The sequence below is a fragment of the Pseudomonas sp. YL2 genome (assembly GCF_023063025.1).
In the GTDB taxonomy this organism is placed as follows: domain Bacteria; phylum Pseudomonadota; class Gammaproteobacteria; order Pseudomonadales; family Pseudomonadaceae; genus Aquipseudomonas; species Aquipseudomonas putida_A.
The window spans coordinates 308365-329694 of the sequence record NZ_JAJSLU010000003.1 but is presented as its reverse complement, the minus strand read 5'-3'; the positions used below and the strand labels follow the sequence as shown (position 1 = coordinate 329694).

Here is a 21330-nt window from a genome sequence, read left to right as displayed (position 1 = left end):
TGGCCCAGCGCAGGCGCGTAAAACGCCGGCGGCGATATATACTGCGCGCCATTCTTCAAGGGAGAGCCGTGTGGCCATCGATATTCACTGGATTCGCGACAACGAAAGCCTCGCGCAGTTTTGCGCCGAGTGGCAGCAACTGCCGTTCGTTGCCCTCGACACCGAATTCATGCGGGTCGACACCTTCTACCCGATTGCCGGTTTGCTGCAGGTCGGCGACGGCAAACGCGCCTACCTGATCGATCCGCTGACCATCGACGCCTGGCAACCGCTGGCGGCGTTGCTGGAAAACCCGGCGGTGCTCAAAGTCCTGCACGCCTGCAGCGAAGACCTCGAAGTGCTGCTGCGTCTGACCGGCAGCCTGCCGGCGCCGCTGTTCGACACACAATTGGCAGCGGCCTACCTGAACCTTGGGTTCTCGATGGGCTATTCGCGGCTGGTGCAGGAAGTGCTGGGCATTGAGTTGCCGAAGGGCGAAACCCGCTCCGACTGGTTGCAGCGTCCACTTTCCGACACACAAATCAGCTATGCCGCTGAAGACGCAGTGCATCTGGCGGAAGTTTTCGTACAGCTGCGGCCGAAGCTGTCCGACGACAAATTCGCCTGGGTGCTGGAGGACGGCGCCGAACTGGTCGCCAACCTGCGCCGCGAGACCGACCCGTACGAGGTCTACCGCGAAGCCAAACTGGCGTGGAAACTGTCCCGTGCGCAACTGGCGGTGCTGCGTGAACTGTGCGCCTGGCGTGAAAAAGAAGCGCGTGCCCGTGATCTGCCGCGCAACCGCATCGTCCGTGAGCACTCGCTGTGGCCGCTGGCCCGCACGCAGCCGGACAACCTCGCCGCGCTGGGCAAGATCGAAGACATGCACCCGCGTACCGTGCGTCAGGACGGCCAATTTCTGCTTGATCTGATCAAGCGCTCTGGCAGTGTGGGGCCTGATCAATGGCCGCCGGCGGTGCCGGAGCCATTGCCGGTCGAAGCGGCTGCGCTGATCAAGCAACTGCGCGCCCTCGGCCAGGTCGAAGCCGAACGCCTGGGCATCGCCCCGGAACTGATGCTGCGCAAGAAAACCCTCGAAGCGCTGGTCAAAAGCGGCTTCCCCGAGGGCCCTTATCAATTGCCTGAGTCGCTGCGTGGCTGGCGCCGCGAACTCATGGGCCAGAAGCTGCTCGACAGCCTGGCCACCGCCGGAGAACAGCCTTGAAACGTATTTGCTCCATTTACCAAAGCTCCAAGCGAAGCGGAATGTACCTTTATGTGCTCAAGAGCGATGCTCTGGAGCGTGTGCCGGAACCCCTGATGCTGGCGTTCGGCAAGCCGAAACATGCCTTCGATCTGGTGCTGTCGCCTGAGCGCAAGCTGGCCAGCGAGGACATCGTCGTGGTCCTGGAAAACCTCGACAAGCAGGGCTATCACCTGCAGATGCCACCGGCCGAGGACGAGTACATCGAACACCTGCCCGAAGAATTGCTGCGACGCAACGACCCGGTCTGATCTGCGAGGCCCTGTTCTGGGCCTCTTGCCACCCTGGAACTGATTTTACGGCGACGACCGCCACGAAGGAGCGCGACTCCTTCGGCGGTTGCCTGCACGGTTTGCGAAAGGTTTGAAGATGCGCGTTCTGATTGCTGAACACGACCACGCGGTGTACGCCCGGCTGCTGCGTCAGGCGGCCCCCGAGCTTGAAGTACTGACCAGTGGCGACTCCGCCGAACTGGCCCGGCAGGCGGCCGATTGCCCGGTGTGGCTGGGGCAGCCGGATCTGCTGGCGACCCTGCTGCGTCAGGGCCATCAGCCGCAATGGCTGCAATCGACTTGGGCCGGCATCACGCCGCTGCTCGCTGACGGCTTGCGCCGCGATTATCGCCTGACCCGCGCGGTGGGAATCTTCGGTCAGGTGATGGCCGAATACGTGCTGACCTACATGCTTGGCCACGAGCGTGAAGTGCTGGCGCGCCTGGTCAGCCAGGTCGAGCGCAAGTGGGACAACCGCACCGGCCAGAGTCTGGTCGGGCGCAAGGTGTTGATCGTCGGCACCGGCGATATCGGCCAGAGCGTGGCGCAGTTTCTGTTGCCGTTCGGTGTCGAGCTGTACGGCATCGCCAGCAGCGCGCGCGAGCAGGCGCCGTTCGTCGAAGTCGGCTCGATGGCGGATTTGCCACGGCTGGTGGGCGCGGTCGATTACGTGGTCAATCTGCTGCCGAATACCGAGCACACCCACGACATTTATGACGCGGCGCTGTTCAAGCAATTCAAGCCGACCGGGTTGTTCATCAACGTTGGGCGCGGCGTGGCGGTGGTTGATGCGGATCTGGTGGAAGCCCTGAAGGAAGGGCATCTGGCGGGCGCGGTGATCGACGTCTGCCGTCAGGAGCCGTTGCCGCAACGCCATCCGTTCTGGACCGCCTGGGGCCTGCTGCTGACCGGGCACAGCTCGGCACCGACGTCGCCGGCGTTGATGGTGCAGTTGTTTGTCGAGAACCTGAAGGCGTATCAGGCGGGAGAAGCGTTGCGCGGGGAAGTGGATTTCAACCGCGGATATTAAATCCACCGCGATACCTGTAGGAGTGAGCCTGCTCGCGATGAGGGTGTGTCAGTCGACATTGATGTTGTCTGACACTACGCCATCGCGAGCAGGCTCACTCCTACAGTGGTTTTTGCGTTGTGGCTTAGAGGGTGAAGTTGCCTTCTGCGGCCAGCTCGCTCAGCGGGCGACGCGGGCTCGGCACTTCACGAGCCTGCAGGTATTCGGCCAGGGTCGCCTTGTCACCCAGCTTGCCGACCGCGACCGCTGCGTGCAGTGCATAACCTTCAGGGATGTTCAGCTCCTTGCGGGCCAGCTCCTGATCGAAACCGGCCATGCCGTGGGTGTGCCAGCCGCTGATGCTCGCTTGCAGCGCCAGGTGGCCCCAGGCCGAGCCGGTGTCGAAGGTGTGCCACAGCGCCGGGGACTCTTCGCTGGCACCGGGTGCGGTGAAGGTGGTTTTCGAAATCACGATCACCAGCGCCGAAGCGTGTTGCGCCCAGCTGCGGTTGAATTCATTCAGCAGACCCAGGAAGCGCTCCCAGTTCGGCGTGTCACGGCGCGCATACAGAAAGCGCCATGGCTGCGAGTTGTAGGCCGACGGCGCCCAGCGTGCGGCTTCGAAAAAGCTCAGCAGGGTTTCTTCCGGGATCGCTTCGCCGGTGAAGGCGCGGGGCGACCAGCGATCGGTGAACTGCGGGTGAATGGCGTAATCGGCGACGCGAGGGTTGGCACTCATCGAAAGATTCCTTGCTGTGTTTGAGTCATGAATTCGTGGCAAAACCCTACTGGGCGGCGATTCGGCTGACAAGCGCGATTTACCGACAGTCGCCAGCGCTTGGCCCGCAAGGCCTTGGGCACTAGACTGGCGGCCTTTTCACCACCTGATGTTGATGCTTGAGCCATGGCCGCCAAAGTCGAACCGTTCTGGAAACGCAAAACCCTCGAGCAACTGGATCACGAGGAATGGGAATCGCTGTGCGACGGCTGCGGTCTGTGCTGCCTGCAGAAACTCGAAGATGAAGAAGACAACAGCGTCTATTACACGCGCATCGCCTGCAAACTGCTGGACCTGAAGACCTGCCAGTGCAGCGACTACCCGAATCGCATCAAGTTTGTCCCGGACTGTATCCAGCTCACTCCGGGCCAGGCCGAAGAATTCAAATGGCTACCGCCGACTTGCGGTTATCGTCTGGTCAGTGAAGGCAAGGATCTGCCGCTGTGGCACCACCTGGTGTGCGGCGATCGTGACGCCGTGCACCACGAACGGATTTCCCAGTCCGGGCGCATGCTCGCCGAAGGCAGCGTGCCGGAGGACGACTGGGAAGATCACCTGATTTTCCGGGCTGGTTAAGCACCAAGGGTTTCCAGGATTCAACAAGGAGTGTGTATGGCTGGGGGATTGCTGCGGGCATCGCTGATCGGCCTGCTGGCGCTAAGCGCACCAGTGTGGGCGGCGAAAAAAGTCGACCTGGATTACCACGTACGCCTGTTGCCGCAAAGCGATCAGGCAGAAGTACGCCTGACCCTGGCCAAAGGCGAAGCGGTGCGCAGTCTCGATTTCGACCTCGGCGACGGCAGCCACTACAGCGACTTCAAGGCCGACGGCCAATGGCAACTGACCCCGGGCAAACAGACCCGGGGCCTCTGGCGCCCGATCGGCGACAATCCCAGTCTGACCTACCGCGTACGCATCAGCCACGGTCGCAAGAGCGGCAGTTTCGATACGCGCATGACCCCGAGCTGGGCGCTGCTGCGCGGCGATGATCTGGTGCCGCCGGCCAGGCTCGATCAGCAGGATGGCGTCGAGCTGGTGTCGCGTCTGCAATTCGAATTGCCCAATGGCTGGCAAAGCGTTGAAACCGCCTGGCCGCGCATCGGCAAGAACAAATTCCGCATCGACAACCCGTCACGCCTGTTCGACCGCCCGACCGGCTGGATGCTCGCCGGTCACCTTGGCAGCCGTCGCACGCGCCTGGGCGAAACCGAAGTCACCGTGGCCTCACCGCAAGGGCAGGGCATGCGTCGCATGGATGTGCTGACCTTGCTGACGTTCGTCTGGCCGCAGGTGCAAGCGGTCTATCCCCGGCATCCGAAAAAACTGCTGATCGTCGGCGCCAACGACCCGATGTGGCGCGGCAGTCTGGGCGCACATGAATCGATCTACTTGAACACGCGTCTGCCGCTGGTCAGCGAGAGTGGCAGCAGTGCGCTGGTGCGTGAGCTGGCGCAGGTGTTCGGGCGCATCAATGACGAGCAGCGCAGCGACTGGATCAGCGAAGGCTTTGCCGAGTACTACGCGATCGAACTGCTGCGGCGTGCCGGGGGCATGAGCGATGAACGCTATCAGGCGTTGCAGACGAAGTTGACCAAGGACAGTCAGAAAGTCACGTCCCTGCGCGGCGAACAGATCAGCCCGGCGCAGCTTGCAAAAGCGGTGATTGTCTTGCAGGAACTGGATCGCGAGATTCGCCTGAAGACCCGTAACAAGCGTTCGCTGGATGACGTGTTGCGAGGGGCGATGCATCTGGGGACGGTGAGTACCAAGGAGTTTGTGCAACTGGCCGAGAGTGTTCTGGGCGAGTCTTCCAAAGTCCTCGATAGCGCATTACTTCAGTAATACCGCCTTCGCGAGCAAGCCCGCTCCCACTTTTGATCGCATTCCAGCTTTCAATGTGGGAGCGGGCTTGCTCGCGAAGAGGCCAGAAGCCTCAACAAAAATTCAGGCTCAAACCCCGGCCTTCGGCGATTTCACCGAATCATTGCCAGTCACCGTCGCGGTGCTGGTCGCCGCCTCGGCATTGGCCTTGAGCTGGCTCAGCTCTTCCCCGGCGCGCTCGATCTTCGCCCGCACGTTGTTTATGTCCTGACGGCTTTTCTCCAGCAGGCTTTTCACCGAGCTGTGGCCGGTGATGCCACGGGCCATCGCCACGCCGCCAATCGCCACCTGAATCAGACCGAACACGCCGCCACGGCGCAGGCCTTTGCCGACCATGATCACGCCACCGGCCAGGGAGCCGATGCGCTCCCAGCCCTGGACGTTCTGCTCGGTCGGGCTCTGGAACGGGGTGGAATCGATACGTTGGACGCGTTTGAGTTCGGTCATGATCTGTCTCCCAGGCAATGTGCATATAGATAGATAAGCTGACTGCCGCAGCGGCCGGCTCGTTCCATCGGATGTGCGACGTTTCAGCGGAATTTCGGCCCGGAGCGGGTATTCAGGCCCTTGGCCATGCGGTCGTAGAGCACGACGTTGACCGTGGCTGCGAGGTTCATGCAGCCGGTGGTCGGGATGTACACGACGTCTTCGCACCAGTCGCGGATCTCTTTATCCAGCGAGCCGTCTTCCGGGCCGAAGATGTACAGCGCACGATCTGGATGGGTGTATTCCGGCAGCGGGCGGGCGCCCTCGACCAGTTCCACGGCGACCGGGACGCAGTTGAGCGGGAGGATCTTTTTCAGGTCGTCGATGCCGATCAGCGGAATGTCGTAATGCACGCGCTTGGTATCGGTGACGAAATCGGCGGCGCGTTCATAACGCTTGCCGGTGTAGAACACCGACGCCACGCTGTAACAGCCTGCGGCGCGCATCACCGAACCGACGTTCTCCGGTGATTTGGGGTTGTACAAACCAATGCAGCTGTAACGTTTGTCTGCCACGAGCGGGGTGCCTTCGGGAAAAAGAGGGCGATTATACGGGGATTGGGGGAGGGCGGGCAGATTCGAGATCTGTTGTGTCTGGCCGGCCGCCTTCGCGAGCAGGCTCGCTCCCACATTGATTTTGTGTACACCACCGATCAAATGTGGGAGCGAGCCTGCTCGCGAAAGGGCCGGTTCAGGCGCTGAAGATCTTCAGTCTTCTTTTTTCATCAACCCGGCGAGGGCAGCAAACGGATTATGCGTGGCCTTGGCGATTTTTGGCGTGCTCAGCGAGCCGTCGCCGAAATATTGCTGGTCGGTGTAGCGCGAGTGTTCGTTGTCGTGGCAGTACAGGCACAACAGCTCCCAGTTCGAGCCGTCCTGCGGGTTGTTGTCGTGGTTGTGGTCGCGGTGGTGCACGGTCAGTTCGCTCAGGCGCTTGCCGGAAAACTCACGGGCGCAGCGGCCGCAGACGTGCGGGTACATCTTCAGGGCCTTGTCGCGGTAGCCCATTTCCTTGTCGCGCTGGTTGTCGGCAAGGATGCGATCGAGCTTCGACGTGTTGGTCGGGGTGGACGAACTCATGGGTTCACCTTTGTAAAAAGACTAATGACGGTTATGTGCAGAGTTTAGCTCAGCCCTTGAGCTTCTCGGCAATCCAGATCGTGTGGCGGGTGCCCTTGTTGCCGTGGGCGAAGACCTGGACTTCTTCGGCCTTGAACCCGGCCTTCTTCAATTTGTCGGAAAACTGCCGGTCAGCACTGGCCGACCACACCGCCAGCACACCTTTGGGCCGCAGGGCCTTGGCGCAGGCGTTGAGGCCAGCGGCGGAGTACAGCCAGCTGTTGGCCTTCTGGGTCAGGCCTTCGGGGCCGTTGTCGACGTCGAGCATGATCGCGTCGAAGCCGTTCGGCTCGCTTTGCAGGACCTTGGCCACGTCGTCCTGACGGATCACTGTGCGCGGGTCGAGCAATGGTCGTCCGGACTTTTCACCGAGCGGCCCGCGATTCCACTCGACCACGCCGGGCACCAGTTCGGCGACCACCACTTCGGCGCTCTTGCCCAGATGCTTGAGCGCCGAGGCGAGGGTGAAACCCATGCCCAGACCGCCAATCAGCACCCGCGAATTCGGCCGGCCGGCGACCTTGCGGCAAGGGATCTCGGCCAGCGCATCTTCGGAACCGTGCATGCGCGTGTTCATCAATTGCCCGCCGTCGCCACCCTGGATCTTGATGACGAAATCCTCGCCATACTCGAACAGGCACAGGGCGCCACCGTTGTCAGGGATCGGCGTGGTGTCGAGCAGAACGAAACGTTTCATGGAAATCTCTACAAGGGGGAAGGCAAGCAGGCCCGTTGGGAGTAGCCTGAGCGCAGACTAAAGGCCAAACGGAGCCCTTGATGAAGCGCACCATTCTAACGGTCATTGCCCTGGCCGCGCTCTCGATTACTGCAGTGCAGGCGCAGCAGACCATTCCGGTCAGCCCGACGCCGCAACCCGGCTCGCCAGGAACCGCCACGCCGACCCCGTATCCGCAAATCACCCCGATCAGCGCACCGAAGGCCGGTGCCGGCAGTGGTAGCCCGCCGCTGGTGCCGATCGAAATGCCCAGCCCGCCGAGCAAGGATCAACCGGTGCCGGGCATCGAACCGGGCAGCACCAAGACCAAATCTCCCGGCGGTTAAACCTGTTGCGCCGCCAGTTGGCCGTCGGCCATGCGCAGGCGTTTGGAGAGGGACACGGCGAGGGCGCGGATGATCTTGGCGGCGATCTTCGGCGCGTCGTTGAGCATTTTTTCCAGCGAGTCTTTGCCCAGGTTCAGCAGTTGGCAGTTGCTCGCGGCGACGCAGGTCGCTGAACGACGCTCGCCATCGAGCACCGCCATTTCCCCGAACGCCCGCCCGCTGCGCAGGGTGGCCATGGTGATGACCTGGCCGTCGGGGCCAGTCTTTTGCACCGCGACCTGGCCGGTGTGGAGGATGCACATGAAACTGCCGGCATCGCCCTCACGGAAGATCGCTTCGCCCTCGGCTACAGTGCTGATGCTGAAGTAGCCTGATGCCGCGGCAAAGTCCGCCAGTTGCAATTGATCGAACAGGCCACAGTCCATCAGCCAGTCGCGAATTTCGTTGTTCAGTAAGGTCGGTTCTGACATGTCATTGCGGTCTTTATTGTTCTCACGGTTTTCAGGCACTACACGGACCCCTGTGGGAGCGGGCTTGCTCGCGAATGCGGTGGTTCAGTCAATATCAGTGTCGACTGACCCACCGCATTCGCGAGCAAGCCCGCTCCCACAATGGGATCTGTGGTGTATCGACCACCGGGGTCTGGAGTTAAGACCCGAGTGACCGACGGAGTTCCTCAGGCCAGGCCCAAAACCTTGAACACAAATGCATATTCGAGCGCTACGTCACGTAATCCCTGATAACGCCCGCTCATGCCGCCGTGCCCGGCGCCGAGTTCGGTCTTGAGCAGCAGCAGGTTGTCGTCGGTCTTGGTCGCGCGCAATTTCGCTACCCACTTGGCCGCCTCCCAATACTGCACGCGGCTGTCGTTGTAGCCGGCGATGACCAGGGTTGCCGGATAATTCTGCGCGGTGACGTTTTCGTACGGCGCGTACGCCTTGATCCGCTCGTAGACCTCTGGCTCTTCAGGGTTGCCCCACTCGTCGTACTCGGTGACGGTCAACGGCAAGTCCGGGTCGAGCATGGTGTTGAGCACGTCGACGAACGGCACTTCGGCAATCGCCACGCCGAACAGATCCGGACGCTGATTGAGCACCGCACCAATCAACAGGCCGCCAGCGCTGCCGCCGCTGATCGCCAGTTTCTCGGCGGTGGTGATGCCGTTGAGGATCAGGAATTCGGCGCAGGCAATAAAGTCGCTGAAGGTGTTGTGCTTGTGTTCCTGCTTGCCGGCGCGATACCAGGCTTCGCCCAGCTCACCGCCGCCACGCACGTGAGCGATGGCAAAGGCCATGCCGCGATCCAGCAGGCTCAGGCGGGCATGGGAGAACCACGGATCGAGGCTGGAACCGTAAGCGCCATAACCATATAGGTACAGCGGCACCGGTTTGCCGACCATCTCGCGTTTCATCACCAGACTGATCGGCACTTGCGTGCCGTCCGGCGCGGTGGCCCACAGGCGTTGGCTGACGTAGGCGTCGGCGTCGAACGGGCCGATCACCGGGGTTTCTTTCAGCACGGTTTGTTCGCCGCTGGCCAGCAGCAATTGGCGCACCTGTGCCGGACGATTCAGCGCCTCGTAACGCAGACGGATGCGGTCGCTCTCGAACTCCAGGCTGTTCTGCACGTAGAGACTGTAGGCCGCGTCCGGCAATTGCACGCGATACGGCGTCTGGCCTTGCGGATGAACTTCGATGATCGGCAGACCGCCTTCGCGCAGGCTCAGGGTCATGGCCGCGGTGTTCAGCGTCACGCCGTCGAGCATCACCGTGTCGCTGTGCGGGATCAGGTTCTGCCAGTCGGCTTCGCTCGGTACCACACCGGTGTCCGGCGCCTGATACAGGGCGAAATTGATGCCGTCACGGTTGGTGCGGATGAACCAGGTCCATACGCCATCCAGTGCGCCGTGGTCGATGTCGTATTCGTGATCCTCGACCCGTGGCGCCATGCAAGTGAAGGGCAGGTGCGGCTGATGCGCGTCCAGCGCCCAGACTTCGCTGGTGGTCTTGCTGCCCAGGGTCAGCAGCAATTGCTGCTCGGAACTGGAGCGGTAGCAATGCAGGAAGAAACGACCGTCCGGCTCGTGGAACACCTCTTCGGCAGCGGTGCCGTCGAGGCGATAGCGAAACAGTTTGTGCGGGCGATGGGTGTCGTCGAGCACACCGAAGAACAGCGTCAGGCTGTCGTTGGCCCAGGTCATGCTGCCGTCGCAGTCCTGAAATTCCAGTTCGCTGACCTTGTCATTGGCCAGCTCCTTGACGAACAGCGTGTAGATCTCGTCGCCCGAGGCATCGACGCTGTAGGCCAGACGCTGGTGGTCGGGGCTGATGCTGAACGCGCCGAGCGAGAAGAAGCCGCCGTTGGCCAAAACGTTCGGGTCGAGCAGCAGTTGCTCGCGGCTTTCGTCGAGGGTCAGGCTGTCGTCGGCCGGACGCGGGCAACGGTAATGGCGGGCGTACTCGTCACCCGCCGTGGTGCGCGTGTAATACAGATACGGGCCCCAGGGCGAGGGCAGGGACAGATCGGTTTCGAGGATCCGGCCCTTGATCTCCTCGAACAGGCTCTCGCGTAGGCCGGCCTGATCGGCGGTCTGTGCTTCCTGATAGGCGTTTTCAGCCTTGAGGTAGTCGAGCACCGCGTCGGTGTCGCGTTCCTGCAGCCAGGCATACGGGTCGGCACCGGCTGCCTTGCGGGCGATCGGGGCGCGGATGACGTGGGCGGATTCGGGCATGGAAGGCTCTCGGACATTTACGGAATAAGGGTTTTCGCAGCTCTCGCTGGCACCGCAAATCCTGTGGGAGCGGGCTTGCTCGCGAAGGCGTCCTGTCAGTAAAGACTTATTTGGCTGACACACTGCTTTCGCGAGCAAGCCCGCTCCCACAATGATTGCTGCGGGCCGTCTGGCATTGGGACAAGCCTGACGGGCGAAAAGTCGTTACTATAAGCGCCTCTTTGCCTGCCTTGCCATGGACACCATGACCGAGAACGACTATCTGATCGCCTGGGGCCTCTACGCCTTTGCCGCTGTGGGCTGCCTGTTGGTATGGATGCGCCTGACCCGCTGGATGTGGCGCTGGCTGCGCGAGCCGCTGCGGGTGCTGATGGCAGTGTTGCTGTTCAGCCCGACCATCATTGACCCGGTTAAAGCCAAGGTTGCGCCGTCGATCGCCATTACCGCGCTGGATCTGGCCTTCAAGGTCGGCAACAACGCCTGGCGGGCGATTTCCGATCTGTTCATGTACGGCATGATTGCGTTCGGCATCTACCTGATTTTCGTGCTGATCCGCTTCCCGATCGAACGCGCCTCACGCGCCCGACGCGAGCAGGCCGAGGCCGCCAAAGCGGCGGCGCGTGTCGATGATCGCGACGACGATCAGCCGTTCGGCGCTGCCGGTGATGACCGCTACGGTCGCCCGCCGGTGCCGAACAATCCGCAGCGCATGCGCGTCGAGCCGCGTCTGTAATCACGAGAGTCCGCACATGTGTGAATTACTGGGCATGAGTGCCAACGTGCCGACCGATATCGTGTTCAGCTTCACCGGCCTGATGCAGCGCGGCGGGCGTACCGGCCCGCACCGCGACGGTTGGGGCATCGCCTTCTATGAAGGTCGTGGCTTGCGCCTGTTTCAGGATCCGGCCGCGAGCAGCGAATCGGAAGTCGCCAACCTGGTACAGCGCTATCCGATCAAGAGCGAGGTGGTCATCGGCCATATTCGCCAGGCCAATGTCGGCAAGGTCTGCCTGTCCAACACCCACCCGTTCGTCCGCGAACTGTGGGGGCGAAACTGGTGTTTTGCTCACAACGGCCAGCTCGCCGATTTCACCCCGATCAAGAGTTTCTACCGCCCGGTGGGCGATACCGACAGCGAAGCGGCGTTCTGCGATTTGCTCAACCGCGTGCGTGCAGCCTTCCCCGAACCGGTCGATATAGAAGTGCTGCTGCCGGATCTGGTCGCTGCATGTGCCGAATACCGCAGCAAAGGCGTGTTCAACTGCCTGCTCAGCGACGGCGACTGGCTGTTCTGCTATTGCTCGACCAAACTGGCACAGATCACCCGGCGCGCACCGTTCGGCCCGGCGCGGCTCAAGGATGTCGATGTGATCGTCGATTTCCAGGCGGAAACCACGCCCAACGACGTAGTCACGGTGATCGCTACCGAGCCTTTGACCGAAAATGAAACCTGGACCCGTTACCAACCGGGCCAATGGAGCCTGTGGCGACGCGGCGAATGCGTCAGCCAAGGCACGACCGAATAAAGGATCTTTCCTCGATGTTGCTCAGTTATCTACGGCTGGTGTTGTTTGCGGCGGGCCTGTTGATCGGTGTCCAGGTGCCGGGTTTCATCAACGATTACGCCAAACGCGTCGAAGCCCATCTGATCGAAGCGCAGACCGGTCTGCGCGGTTTTCAGGGCACCGCCGAGCAGTTCTTCAAGGGCGACTTGCAGGCGCTGGTCGCGCATTACCGCGCCAGTGACGACCCGGTATTTCGCAGCGATGCCGACAGCCTGAGCACCTTGCTCAACCGCCAGGTTGCGCTGGATAAACAGTTCCAGGCGATGCAGGGCCCGTGGTACATCCGCTTCCTGCAAGTGGTGCTGGCCGCCGACCCGGACATTCGCAAGGAAACCTGGAACGGCTACAGCTACCAGATCCTGCTGACCCCGGAAGCGATGATCTGGGGCATGAGCGGCGCGTTGCTGCTGTCGTTCGGCATCGAGTGCCTGATTCGTCTGATTGACTGGGTGGTGCTCGGTGGACGGCGCTTGCGCCAGAGCCGGCCGATTGAAGACCGCGACGTGCGCGGGTTGTAAAAGGTCAAGAGCAAAAGATCGCAGCATTCGGCAGCTCCTACACGGGAATACGCGTTTGCCTGTAGGAGGTGCCGAAGGCTGCGATCTTTTGCTTTTCAGCTACTCAAGACAATGTACTTTTCACCGATCTTGCGCGCATACCCCGCCAGCACCTGCTGACACAACGTCACCATCTCCTCGACCCACTCCACACCAACTCGCCACGACACCACCACCTGCAGATTCGGCGGTCGCTGGTCGATATCGAGTAAGGTCAGCTCACCCCGCGCCAGTTCCTCGGCCACCAGCACCGGCGGCAGGACGCCAATACCAAAACCATCACGCAACAGCCGGGTAATCGCCGACACCGAATTCACGCAGTTCAGGCGCGGCGCCAACACACCGTTGGCCTGCATCAATGCCAGCAGATCCTGATGCGGTCGGGAGTTTTTCGAGTAGGTGATGATCCGTTCCTGCGCCAGTTCGCCGAGGTCGGCGTACTCGCGGTTGTAGATCGAATTACTCGCAACGATCCACCCCAGCGGATGGCTGGCCAGCTCGAGGCTGCGCACGCTTTCGTGGCGCACCAGATCGGTTTGCAGAACGATGTCGAGAAAGCCTTTTTGCAGCTGATCGCAGAGATTCAGCGAGGTATCCGCCACCAGCTCGATTTCTACCCGTGGATACAGATCGGTCATCTGCGCCACCAAGGGGCTGAGCCAGGTGTGGATCACCGTGTCCATCACGCCGATGCGCACCCGTCCGACCTTGCTCGAACGGGTCTCGATCGATTGCTTGAGCGCCGACATCGTATCGAGCATCTGCTCGGCATAGTCCAGCACTTTCAGGCCTTCGGGTGTCAGGCTGACGCCGCGTGAATCGCGCAGAAACAGCTTCACCCCCAGCTCGCCTTCGAGCACTGCGATGCGGCTGGAAATCGACGCCTGGGTGGTGAACAGCTTGTCGGCGGTCAGGCGAAAACTCTTCAGCCGGGCGACCCAGACAAAGGTCTCGAGAAACTTCAGGTTCATGGCAACGGCTCGGGTGACAAATTTTTCTTATGCCTAAGGCGGGTTTTTATTCGTTGGACGCAGCAGGGCCGGGCGACGAAAAATCGGCGCATCCGGTTCCCACGATAGGCGTCGTCGGAACTTCGAACAAGACCAATAAAAGCCTGCGGAGACTTGCCATGCGTGCGCCCGACACCCTCGACCTCCCCAAGAACACGGCCCGCCCCGGCCCGTTCGACTGGTATCGCAACATCAATCAGCAAGAGCGTCGCACCTTCTGGAGCTGCAAGATCGGCTATGGCCTGGATGGCATGGACACGCAGATGCTCAGCTTCGTGGTACCGACCCTGATCGCCATGTGGGGCATCACCACCGGACAGGCCGGGCTGATTCACACCAGCACCCTGATCGCTTCGGCCATTGGTGGCTGGGTGGCGGGGATTCTCTCCGATCGCATCGGCCGTGTGCGCACCCTGCAACTGACGGTGCTGTGGTTCGCCTTCTTCACTTTCCTTTGCGGCTTCGCCCAGAACTACGAGCAACTGCTGATCGCCCGCACCCTGATGGGCTTCGGTTTCGGTGGCGAATGGACCGCTGGCGCGGTGCTGATCGGTGAAGTGATCCGCGCCAAGGATCGCGGCAAAGCGGTGGGCATGGTGCAGAGCGGTTGGGCCTTGGGCTGGGGATTGACGGCGATTCTGTATGCGCTGCTGTTCTCGGTGTTGCCGCCGGAAGATGCCTGGCGAGCGCTGTTCATCCTCGGCATCGTCCCGGCGATTTTCGTGATCTTCGTCCGGCGCCTGGTGAAAGACCCGGAGATCTATCGCGAAGCCAAGGCGGCGCAAACTCCGCAGAATCCGGCGAAGTTCTACGAGATCTTCGCCCCCGCCATGCTGTTCACCACGTTCCGTGCTTCCTTGCTGACCACCGGTGCGCTCGGCGGTTACTACGCGATCACCTCGTGGCTGCCGACCTTCCTGAAGAATGAACGCGGCTTGAGTGTGCTCGGCACTGGCGGGTATCTGGCGATGGTGATTGTCGGCTCCTACGTCGGCTATGTGATCAGCGCTTATCTGACCGATCTGCTGGGACGTAAAAAGAACTTCATCCTGTTTGCGGTCGGTTCGTTCACCATCGTCTTGCTGTACACGCAGATGCCGGTCAGCAACGGGGTGATGCTGTGGCTGGGCTTTCCGCTGGGCTTCTTCGCTTCGGGAATTTTCAGCGGCATGGGCGCGTTTCTCACCGAGCTGTTTCCAACGCGAATTCGCGGCTCGGGGCAGGGCTTCTGCTACAACATCGGTCGGGCGCTGGCGGCTTTGTTTCCGCTGCTGATCGGCTTGCTCAGCCAGAAGGTGCCGTTGAGCGTTGGGATCGGTGCGTTTGCTGCGGTGTCCTACGGCGTGGTGATTCTCGCCGCACTGAGCCTGCCGGAGACCCGTGGCAAGCAACTGGATGCGCAGTAACTGATAACCTGCCGGGCAAGCGTCCTACAGATAAAAAGACCAGAAGCTACAGGAGTGTTCACCGTGAGCCGCCTGCTATTGAATTGTGATATCGGCGAGAGTTTCGGCAGCTGGACCATGGGTCTGGACGCCGAGGTCATGCCCTTCATCGACTGCGCCAACGTGGCCTGCGGCTTCCATGCCGGTGACCCGAGCATCATGCGCAAGACCGTCAGCCTGGCCCTGAGCCACGGCGTGCAGATCGGCGCGCACCCGGCCTATCAGGATCTGGTCGGTTTCGGCCGGCGCTCCATGGCCTATTCCGCCCAGGAACTGCAAGACATCCTGCATTACCAGATCGGCGCGCTCGACGGCATCTGCAAGGCGCAGGGCGGGCGAGTCAGTTACGTCAAACCCCACGGCGCGATGTACAACGACATGATGGCCAACCCGGCGCAATTGCGGGCGGTGATTCAAGCTGTGGCGGCTTACGATCGCACGTTGCCGCTGATGCTAATGGCCACCCGCGACAACTCGGCGGCGCAGCAGCTCGGTGACGAATACGGCGTGACCTTGTGGTTCGAAGCCTTCGCTGATCGCGCCTACGACAGCGCAGGTCGGCTGGTCTCGCGGCAACTGCCGGGCGCGGTGCATCACGAGCCAGAAAAAATCATCGAACAGGCGCTGACCATCGCCCGTGGCGGCGACCTCGTCGCCAGCGACGGCAGCGCGCTGCACCTGCAGGCCAACACCTTGTGCGTGCATGGCGATAACGCCAGTTCGGTGGCCGCCGTGCAGCGCATTCGCGAGGCCCTGAATCAGCAGAGCGCGCCATGAACCCAAGGATTGAAGTGGTGGCCCTGGACTGCCTGATGCTGCGCCTGTTCGATGAAATCGCCGAAACCAACATGCCGTGGATGCTCGCTGCCAGTAAGCGTCTGCGCGCAGTGTTTGGCGCGCAGTTGATCGACTTGGTGCCGTCCTACACCACGTTGATGGTGCATTACGACCTGACTGCGTTGAGCCCGAGTCAGGCCCGTGAATTGATCGCTGAAGCCTTGATCGACCTGTCGCCGAATGCGCGCACCGGCGGCCAGTGCCATGTGTTGCCGGTCTGGTACGACCTGAGTGTCGGCCCCGAACTGAGCCTGCTGGCGCAGCGCAGCGGGTTGGCGGTGGAGGAGGTGATTCGTCGTCACAGCGCTCGCGAATACCAAGTGTTTGCCCTCGGCTTTGCACCGGGATTCGCCTTCATGGGGCTGGTGGAGGAGGTACTGGCAGCGCCCCGTCTGGACACCCCACGCAAGAAAGTCGCGGCTGGCAGCGTCGGTATTGCCGAGCGGCAGACCGCGGCTTATCCGGTGGTGTCACCCGGCGGCTGGAATCTGATCGGTCGCACCCCGGCGCAACTGTTCGACCGCCATCGCGACGGCTACAGCCTGATGCAACCCGGCGACACCGTGCGTTTCGAAGCGGTGAGCCACGCCGAGTTCATCAACCTGGGCGGCGATGACACGCCACTAGAGGCGCTGGCATGAGCCGACTGACGATTGAAGCCAGCACGCCGCTGTGCCTGTTGCAGGACGCCGGGCGCTTCGGCGTGCGCCATTTGGGCGTGACTCAGGGCGGCGCAGCGGATTGGAGTTCGATGAGTTGGGGCAATTGGTTGCTCGGTAATGCGCTGGATCTGCCGGTGATCGAAATCACCCTCGGCGGGTTTGCCGTGGTGGCGCAGGAGGATTGCCTGCTGGCGCTGGCCGGCGCTGATCTTGGTGCGCAGATCGATGGGCAGGCGCTGGCGCCGTGGCGCAGTTTCAAACTGGGCAAAGGCCAGACATTGAAGTTCACTCAACCGCTGCTCGGTGCCCGGGCTTACCTGGCGGCGCCCGGTGGTTTCGACGCGCCGCAGGTGCTGGGCAGCAGTGCTACGGTGGTGCGCGAAAAACTCGGTGGATTGGATGGTATGGGGTTACCGCTGACCAAGGGCGCGACACTGAGTTATCGCGGTGCGGTTCTGCAGGTGCGTGAAGTGCCGCTGGCGCATCGACCTGATTTGCGCCTCAATGCGCCGCTGGATCTGGTGCTTGGCGCACAGATCGGTCAGTTCAGCGGGCAGAGTCTGTTCGATGTGTTCAACAGTTCGTGGACGCTCGACAGTCGCGCTGATCGCATGGGCATTCGGTTGCTGGGCAAGGCGTTGCAGTATCAGGGCCGGCCGATGATTTCCGAGGGCATTCCGCTGGGTGCGGTGCAGGTGCCGCCGGATGGACAGCCGATTGTGCTGCTCAATGATAGGCAGACGATTGGTGGCTATCCGCGCTTGGGAGCGTTGACGCCGTTGGCGCTGGCGCGGCTGGCGCAGTGTCTGCCGGGGGCGCAGGTGCGGTTTAGGCCGGTGGTGCAGGAAGTCGCACATCGCGAGCATGTCGAGTATTTGCAGCGTTTTCGAAGTCGCTAAGAGCTTCGCGAGCAAGCCCGCTCCCACAGGGGAATGCATTCCAAATGTGGGAGCGGGCTTGCTCGCGAAGGGGCCATCACGGCTAACGAAGATTATTTCGACAGAAATCGCATCCCTTCCTCAAGCCCACGCAACGTCAGCGGATACATCTGATCCTCGATCAAATCGCGCACGATATTGGTCGACGAGGTGTAGCCCCAGGTGTCCTTCGGATACGGATTGATCCAGATAAGCTTCTTGTACTTCTCCATGAAGCGCTGCATCCACAGGTAGCCCGGCTCTTCGTTCCAGTGCTCGACGCTGCCGCCGGCCTGGGTGATTTCGTAGGGTGCCATGGCGGCGTCACCGATGAAGATCACTTTGTAGTCGGCGCCATACTTGTGCAGCAAATCCTGCGTCGAGAAACGCTCGGACGTGCGGCGCAGGTTGTTCTTCCACACCGACTCATAAATGAAGTTGTGGAAGTAGAAGTACTCCAGATGCTTGAACTCGGTCTTGCAGGCCGAGAACAGTTCCTCGCAGATCTTCACGTGCGCGTCCATCGAGCCGCCGATGTCGAACAGCAGCAACAGCTTCACCGTGTTGCGCCGCTCCGGGCGCATCTGGATATTCAGCAGGCCAGCGTCCTTGGCGGTGTGGTCGATGGTGCCGTCGATGTCCAGCTCTTCTGCCGCACCCTGACGGGCGAATTTACGCAGACGACGCAGGGCGACCTTGATGTTGCGCGTGCCCAGCTCCACCGAATCGTCGAGGTTCTTGTACTCGCGCTGATCCCAGACCTTGACCGCTTTGCCCTGACGCTTGCCGGCATCGCCGACCCGAATGCCTTCCGGGTTGAAGCCGCCGGAACCGAACGGGCTGGTGCCGCCGGTGCCGATCCATTTGTTGCCGCCAGCGTGGCGTTCCTTCTGTTCTTCCAGACGTTTCTTGAATTCTTCGATCAGTTTGTCCAGACCGCCGAGGGACTGGATCTGCGCGCGTTCCTCGTCAGTCAGCGAACGCTCGAATTCCTTGCGCAACCAATCTTCGGGAATCAGCGCCTGCAAGTGATCGTCGAGTTTTTCCAAGCCGTTGAAGTAGGCGCCAAACGCGCGGTCGAACTTATCGAAATGCCGTTCGTCCTTGACCAGAATCGCCCGCGACAAGTAATAGAACTCGTCCATGTCGGCGAAGGTCACGCGCTGCTTCAGCGCGTTGATCAGGTCGAGCAGCTCGCGCACCGACACTGGCACCTTGGCTGCACGCATTTCATTGAACAGGTTGAGCAACATGGCATCAGCCTCTTAGCGAGAACCGCGACGGCTCATGAACGCCAGGCGCTCAAGCAACTGCACGTCCTGCTCGTTCTTCACCAGCGCACCGGCCAATGGCGGAATGGCCTTGGTCGGATCGCGCTCGCGCAGTACTGCTTCGCCGATGTTGTCGGCCATCAGCAGCTTCAACCAGTCGACCAGTTCCGAGGTCGACGGCTTCTTCTTCAGGCCCGGCACCTTACGCACGTCGAAGAACACGTCCAGCGCTTCGCTGACCAGATCCTTCTTGATGTCCGGGTAGTGCACGTCGACGATTTTCTGCAGAGTGTTACGGTCGGGGAAGGCGATGTAGTGGAAGAAGCAACGGCGCAGGAAGGCGTCCGGCAGCTCTTTCTCGTTGTTCGAGGTAATGATGATGATCGGGCGCTTCTTGGCCTTGATGGTCTCGTCGATCTCGTAAACGTAGAACTCCATCTTGTCGAGTTCTTGCAGCAAGTCGTTGGGGAACTCGATGTCGGCCTTGTCGATTTCGTCGATCAGCAGAATCACCCGTTCTTCGGACTCGAACGCCTCCCAGAGCTTGCCTTTCTTCAGGTAGTTGCGCACGTCGTGGACTTTTTCGTTGCCCAGTTGCGAGTCGCGCAGACGGCTGACCGCATCGTACTCGTACAGACCCTGATGGGCCTTGGTGGTGGACTTGATGTGCCAGGTGATCAGCTTGGCGCCGAACGATTCGGCCAGTTGCTCGGCGAGCATGGTCTTGCCGGTGCCCGGTTCGCCCTTGACCAGCAGTGGCCGCTCCAGGGTGATGGCGGCATTGACCGCCAGCTTCAGGTCATCGGTGGCGACGTAGGCCTGGGTGCCTTCGAACTTCATCTGCTAATCCTCGAACGGTAACGCCGACCTGCACGGGCAGGGCGGGGGCGAAAAAATCGGATGCCCCGACTATAACGCGCAGCCCGGTCGACTGTGAACGCAGACGGCTTATTCAGTCTCTGAATGGGGCGTCACATGTTGACTCGGTTTCGGCTGATGGCCAGCATTCAGGCCTTGCTGATTTAACGATAGCCTTCAGGATGTTTACAAAATCTGTGGCGAGGGAGCTTGCTCCCGCTGGGCTGCGAAGCAGCCCAATCATCTGATGGAGGACTTGCACTGATGTTACGGATGAAACGCCCCCGCCTGTCGGCGGTTCGTGTCTGGTCTGATTTTTGTCTGGAACTGACCTTTATCGATGATCAGCGATGGGTGGTCGATTTGAGTCAAGATCTTCAAGACGCTCCAGGGCTCCAGCCGTTGCTGGATCCTGAGATATTCGCCTCTGTAATCCTGGGCGATCACGGCTGGAGTGTGGAATGGCCAGAGCCGGATATTCAGATCGGCGCTGATACACTCTATTTGGAAATGCTGGCGCAGCGCTCTAGCCCGCATCCGGCTTCGGCCGCTCATACCGCGCATTGAAAGCCTGAATGAAGCCATTACGCAAAATCTGCAAAAACGCTTCGAACGCACTGATGTTTTGCTGATGCACGTTGCCACTGAGTTCGACCTTGGTGGCGAACTGGTTTTTGGCCTGGTTCTTCAGCACGGTTTCCGTGCCGCCGACGATGGCCTCCCAGACTGAGCGGAAGATGCTCTTGTCCTTGTTCTCCACGTCCTGCTGCCAGTTGAACACTTCGACGTCGCGCAGCAGCGGTTTGATGTAGCCAGTGACCTGGGCTTTTTCCGCCTGGGCCTCGATGACCACGTCGCCGTGGCCGGCGTTGAAGTCGAACTTGCCGTAGGCCGAGGCGAAGTCGTTCATGCGCTTGAGTTCGATGTCGCGGGCGCGCAGGCGGAACTGGAAGTCCTCGAAATTGCTCAGCGGATCGAAAGTGGCCGTGGTTTCCAGTGGTGCGTGGCCGAGCAGCCTGGCCTTGCCTTCGAAGCGGGCATCGCGCTTGCCCTGTTTGTCGACCACGTTGGTCAGGTTGTAGATGCTCGCCTCGACGTTGCTGGCGTTCATGTTGACCGGCGGTTTGGAGTTGAAATTGCGGAAAGTGATCTTGCCGTCGTGGATCTGCACCTCGTCGAGAGTGATCGGCAGCAACTTGCCCAGTTGCGCCCGCCAGTCGGTGCCTTTACCAGTCTGCGAGTTCTGCTTGTTGGGGCCGCCATCGACGAAGTTGACCTCGGGATTGAAGAATTGCACCTGCGCCACCACGGCATGGTCGTACCACAGCGAATGCCAGCTGACCGCCAGATCGATCACGGGCGCGTTGACAAACGGCACCGGCACCTTGCCGTCGACCTTGACGATCTTCAGGCCGTTGATCCGGTAGGCGCCGCGCCACAGGGCCAGATCGACGTCGGTGACCTGGCCGCGGTAGTCACCCATGTCGGCCAGTTTGCCGTTCAGGTAATCGCGCACCACGTAGGGCAGGGCGATGTGCAGGGCGATCAGCAGCACAACCACGACGGCAAAAATCCCTATTGGCCAGCTATAACGACGCTTCATGACAACAATTCCCAAACGATGTAAG

At 61.2% G+C, this 21330-nt stretch carries 25 protein-coding genes; 14 read left to right on the top strand and 11 right to left on the bottom strand.

Annotation, left to right across the window (positions count from 1 at the left end; translation table 11 throughout):
* The first annotated feature begins 70 nt into the window (after positions 1 to 70).
* The 3 genes from rnd to LVD08_RS06800 all read left to right on the top strand — a co-directional run bounded on the left by rnd (position 71) and on the right by LVD08_RS06800 (position 2545).
* Positions 71 to 1204: a ribonuclease D gene (rnd, locus tag LVD08_RS06810; protein ID WP_027614515.1), complete on the top strand. Its 1134-nt coding sequence runs from the start codon at positions 71 to 73 to the stop codon at positions 1202 to 1204.
* Positions 1201 to 1494: a YcgL domain-containing protein gene (locus LVD08_RS06805; RefSeq protein WP_097086697.1), complete on the top strand. Its 294-nt coding sequence runs from the start codon at positions 1201 to 1203 to the stop codon at positions 1492 to 1494. Before rnd ends, LVD08_RS06805 begins: the two co-directional genes overlap by 4 nt.
* A gap of 118 nt (positions 1495 to 1612) precedes the next feature.
* Positions 1613 to 2545 carry a D-2-hydroxyacid dehydrogenase gene (locus LVD08_RS06800; protein ID WP_003222601.1) on the top strand — a complete coding sequence of 311 codons (933 nt, stop codon included), beginning with the start codon at positions 1613 to 1615 and terminating at the stop codon, positions 2543 to 2545.
* 124 nt (positions 2546 to 2669) lie between these two features.
* On the opposite strand, the gene LVD08_RS06795 is transcribed toward LVD08_RS06800, so the two are convergent.
* Complete coding sequence (locus tag LVD08_RS06795) at positions 2670 to 3263, bottom strand: nitroreductase family protein (protein WP_225137858.1); 594 nt, start codon at positions 3261 to 3263, stop codon at positions 2670 to 2672.
* Between the two features lie 165 nt (positions 3264 to 3428).
* Here LVD08_RS06795 and LVD08_RS06790 point away from each other — a divergent pair, with 165 nt between their 5' ends.
* Positions 3429 to 3878 (top strand): YcgN family cysteine cluster protein, encoded by a 450-nt coding sequence (locus LVD08_RS06790; RefSeq protein WP_027614519.1) that lies wholly within the window; start codon positions 3429 to 3431, stop codon positions 3876 to 3878.
* A 36-nt stretch (positions 3879 to 3914) separates the two neighbouring features.
* A complete protein-coding gene (locus tag LVD08_RS06785) occupies positions 3915 to 5144 on the top strand; it encodes a hypothetical protein (protein WP_247267785.1) in 1230 nt (409 codons plus the stop codon).
* Between the two features lie 108 nt (positions 5145 to 5252).
* Here LVD08_RS06785 and LVD08_RS06780 read toward each other — a convergent pair whose 3' ends face one another.
* The 4 genes from LVD08_RS06780 to LVD08_RS06765 form a co-directional block, all read right to left on the bottom strand.
* Positions 5253 to 5630: a YgaP family membrane protein gene (locus LVD08_RS06780; RefSeq protein ID WP_047598116.1), complete on the bottom strand. Its 378-nt coding sequence runs from the start codon at positions 5628 to 5630 to the stop codon at positions 5253 to 5255.
* A gap of 83 nt (positions 5631 to 5713) precedes the next feature.
* Complete coding sequence (locus tag LVD08_RS06775) at positions 5714 to 6184, bottom strand: RNA methyltransferase (RefSeq protein WP_247267784.1); 471 nt, start codon at positions 6182 to 6184, stop codon at positions 5714 to 5716.
* Positions 6185 to 6376: 192 nt separating this feature from the next.
* Complete coding sequence (locus tag LVD08_RS06770; protein ID WP_003222612.1) at positions 6377 to 6748, bottom strand: YajD family HNH nuclease; 372 nt, start codon at positions 6746 to 6748, stop codon at positions 6377 to 6379.
* Positions 6749 to 6797: 49 nt separating this feature from the next.
* Positions 6798 to 7484 carry a spermidine synthase gene (locus LVD08_RS06765; protein WP_047598150.1) on the bottom strand — a complete coding sequence of 229 codons (687 nt, stop codon included), beginning with the start codon at positions 7482 to 7484 and terminating at the stop codon, positions 6798 to 6800.
* A gap of 80 nt (positions 7485 to 7564) precedes the next feature.
* Here LVD08_RS06765 and LVD08_RS06760 point away from each other — a divergent pair, with 80 nt between their 5' ends.
* Positions 7565 to 7849, top strand: a complete 285-nt coding sequence (locus LVD08_RS06760; RefSeq protein WP_024164429.1) for a hypothetical protein — start codon at positions 7565 to 7567, stop codon at positions 7847 to 7849.
* Here the strand turns inward: LVD08_RS06760 and LVD08_RS06755 are convergent.
* Positions 7846 to 8319, bottom strand: coding sequence for a cyclic nucleotide-binding domain-containing protein (locus LVD08_RS06755; RefSeq protein ID WP_041070525.1), 474 nt, complete (start codon positions 8317 to 8319; stop codon positions 7846 to 7848). The two genes, LVD08_RS06760 and LVD08_RS06755, sit on opposite strands and share 4 nt — an antisense overlap.
* A 206-nt stretch (positions 8320 to 8525) precedes the next feature.
* Positions 8526 to 10580 carry a S9 family peptidase gene (locus LVD08_RS06750; protein ID WP_247267783.1) on the bottom strand — a complete coding sequence of 685 codons (2055 nt, stop codon included), beginning with the start codon at positions 10578 to 10580 and terminating at the stop codon, positions 8526 to 8528.
* Positions 10581 to 10815: 235 nt separating this feature from the next.
* On the opposite strand from LVD08_RS06750, the gene LVD08_RS06745 reads away from it, so the two are divergent.
* From LVD08_RS06745 to LVD08_RS06735, 3 genes are read left to right on the top strand one after another with little or no spacing between them, the layout of a single operon-like run.
* Positions 10816 to 11313, top strand: coding sequence for an MFS transporter (locus tag LVD08_RS06745; protein WP_247267782.1), 498 nt, complete (start codon positions 10816 to 10818; stop codon positions 11311 to 11313).
* Positions 11314 to 11329: 16 nt separating this feature from the next.
* Positions 11330 to 12106 carry a class II glutamine amidotransferase gene (locus LVD08_RS06740; RefSeq protein WP_007969599.1) on the top strand — a complete coding sequence of 259 codons (777 nt, stop codon included), beginning with the start codon at positions 11330 to 11332 and terminating at the stop codon, positions 12104 to 12106.
* Positions 12107 to 12120: 14 nt separating this feature from the next.
* Complete coding sequence (locus LVD08_RS06735) at positions 12121 to 12663, top strand: DUF2937 family protein (protein WP_247267781.1); 543 nt, start codon at positions 12121 to 12123, stop codon at positions 12661 to 12663.
* Positions 12664 to 12758: 95 nt separating this feature from the next.
* On the opposite strand, the gene LVD08_RS06730 is transcribed toward LVD08_RS06735, so the two are convergent.
* A complete protein-coding gene (locus tag LVD08_RS06730; protein ID WP_247267780.1) occupies positions 12759 to 13673 on the bottom strand; it encodes a LysR family transcriptional regulator in 915 nt (304 codons plus the stop codon).
* 158 nt (positions 13674 to 13831) lie between these two features.
* Between LVD08_RS06730 and LVD08_RS06725 the strand changes: the two genes are divergently transcribed.
* The 4 genes from LVD08_RS06725 (at position 13832) to LVD08_RS06710 (ending at position 17555) form a co-directional block, all read left to right on the top strand.
* Positions 13832 to 15118: an MFS transporter gene (locus tag LVD08_RS06725; protein ID WP_098967697.1), complete on the top strand. Its 1287-nt coding sequence runs from the start codon at positions 13832 to 13834 to the stop codon at positions 15116 to 15118.
* A 63-nt stretch (positions 15119 to 15181) separates the two neighbouring features.
* Positions 15182 to 15934: a 5-oxoprolinase subunit PxpA gene (locus LVD08_RS06720; RefSeq protein ID WP_247267779.1), complete on the top strand. Its 753-nt coding sequence runs from the start codon at positions 15182 to 15184 to the stop codon at positions 15932 to 15934.
* On the top strand, positions 15931 to 16635 hold the full coding sequence (gene pxpB, locus LVD08_RS06715) for a 5-oxoprolinase subunit PxpB (protein WP_247267778.1): 705 nt from the start codon (positions 15931 to 15933) through the stop codon (positions 16633 to 16635). Before LVD08_RS06720 ends, pxpB begins: the two co-directional genes overlap by 4 nt.
* Positions 16632 to 17555: a 5-oxoprolinase subunit C family protein gene (locus LVD08_RS06710; RefSeq protein ID WP_247267777.1), complete on the top strand. Its 924-nt coding sequence runs from the start codon at positions 16632 to 16634 to the stop codon at positions 17553 to 17555. Before pxpB ends, LVD08_RS06710 begins: the two co-directional genes overlap by 4 nt.
* Positions 17556 to 17647: 92 nt before the next feature.
* Here LVD08_RS06710 and LVD08_RS06705 read toward each other — a convergent pair whose 3' ends face one another.
* Entirely contained in the window at positions 17648 to 18826 is a 1179-nt protein-coding gene (locus LVD08_RS06705) for a vWA domain-containing protein (protein ID WP_007969609.1), read from the bottom strand.
* A gap of 12 nt (positions 18827 to 18838) precedes the next feature.
* Positions 18839 to 19684: an AAA family ATPase gene (locus LVD08_RS06700; RefSeq protein WP_098967703.1), complete on the bottom strand. Its 846-nt coding sequence runs from the start codon at positions 19682 to 19684 to the stop codon at positions 18839 to 18841.
* 291 nt (positions 19685 to 19975) lie between these two features.
* On the opposite strand from LVD08_RS06700, the gene LVD08_RS06695 reads away from it, so the two are divergent.
* Positions 19976 to 20269 (top strand): DUF2442 domain-containing protein, encoded by a 294-nt coding sequence (locus LVD08_RS06695; protein ID WP_247267776.1) that lies wholly within the window; start codon positions 19976 to 19978, stop codon positions 20267 to 20269.
* Here the strand turns inward: LVD08_RS06695 and LVD08_RS06690 are convergent.
* Positions 20229 to 21305 (bottom strand): DUF748 domain-containing protein, encoded by a 1077-nt coding sequence (locus LVD08_RS06690; RefSeq protein ID WP_247267775.1) that lies wholly within the window; start codon positions 21303 to 21305, stop codon positions 20229 to 20231. The genes LVD08_RS06695 and LVD08_RS06690 overlap by 41 nt on opposite strands.
* Positions 21306 to 21330 lie beyond the last annotated feature (25 nt).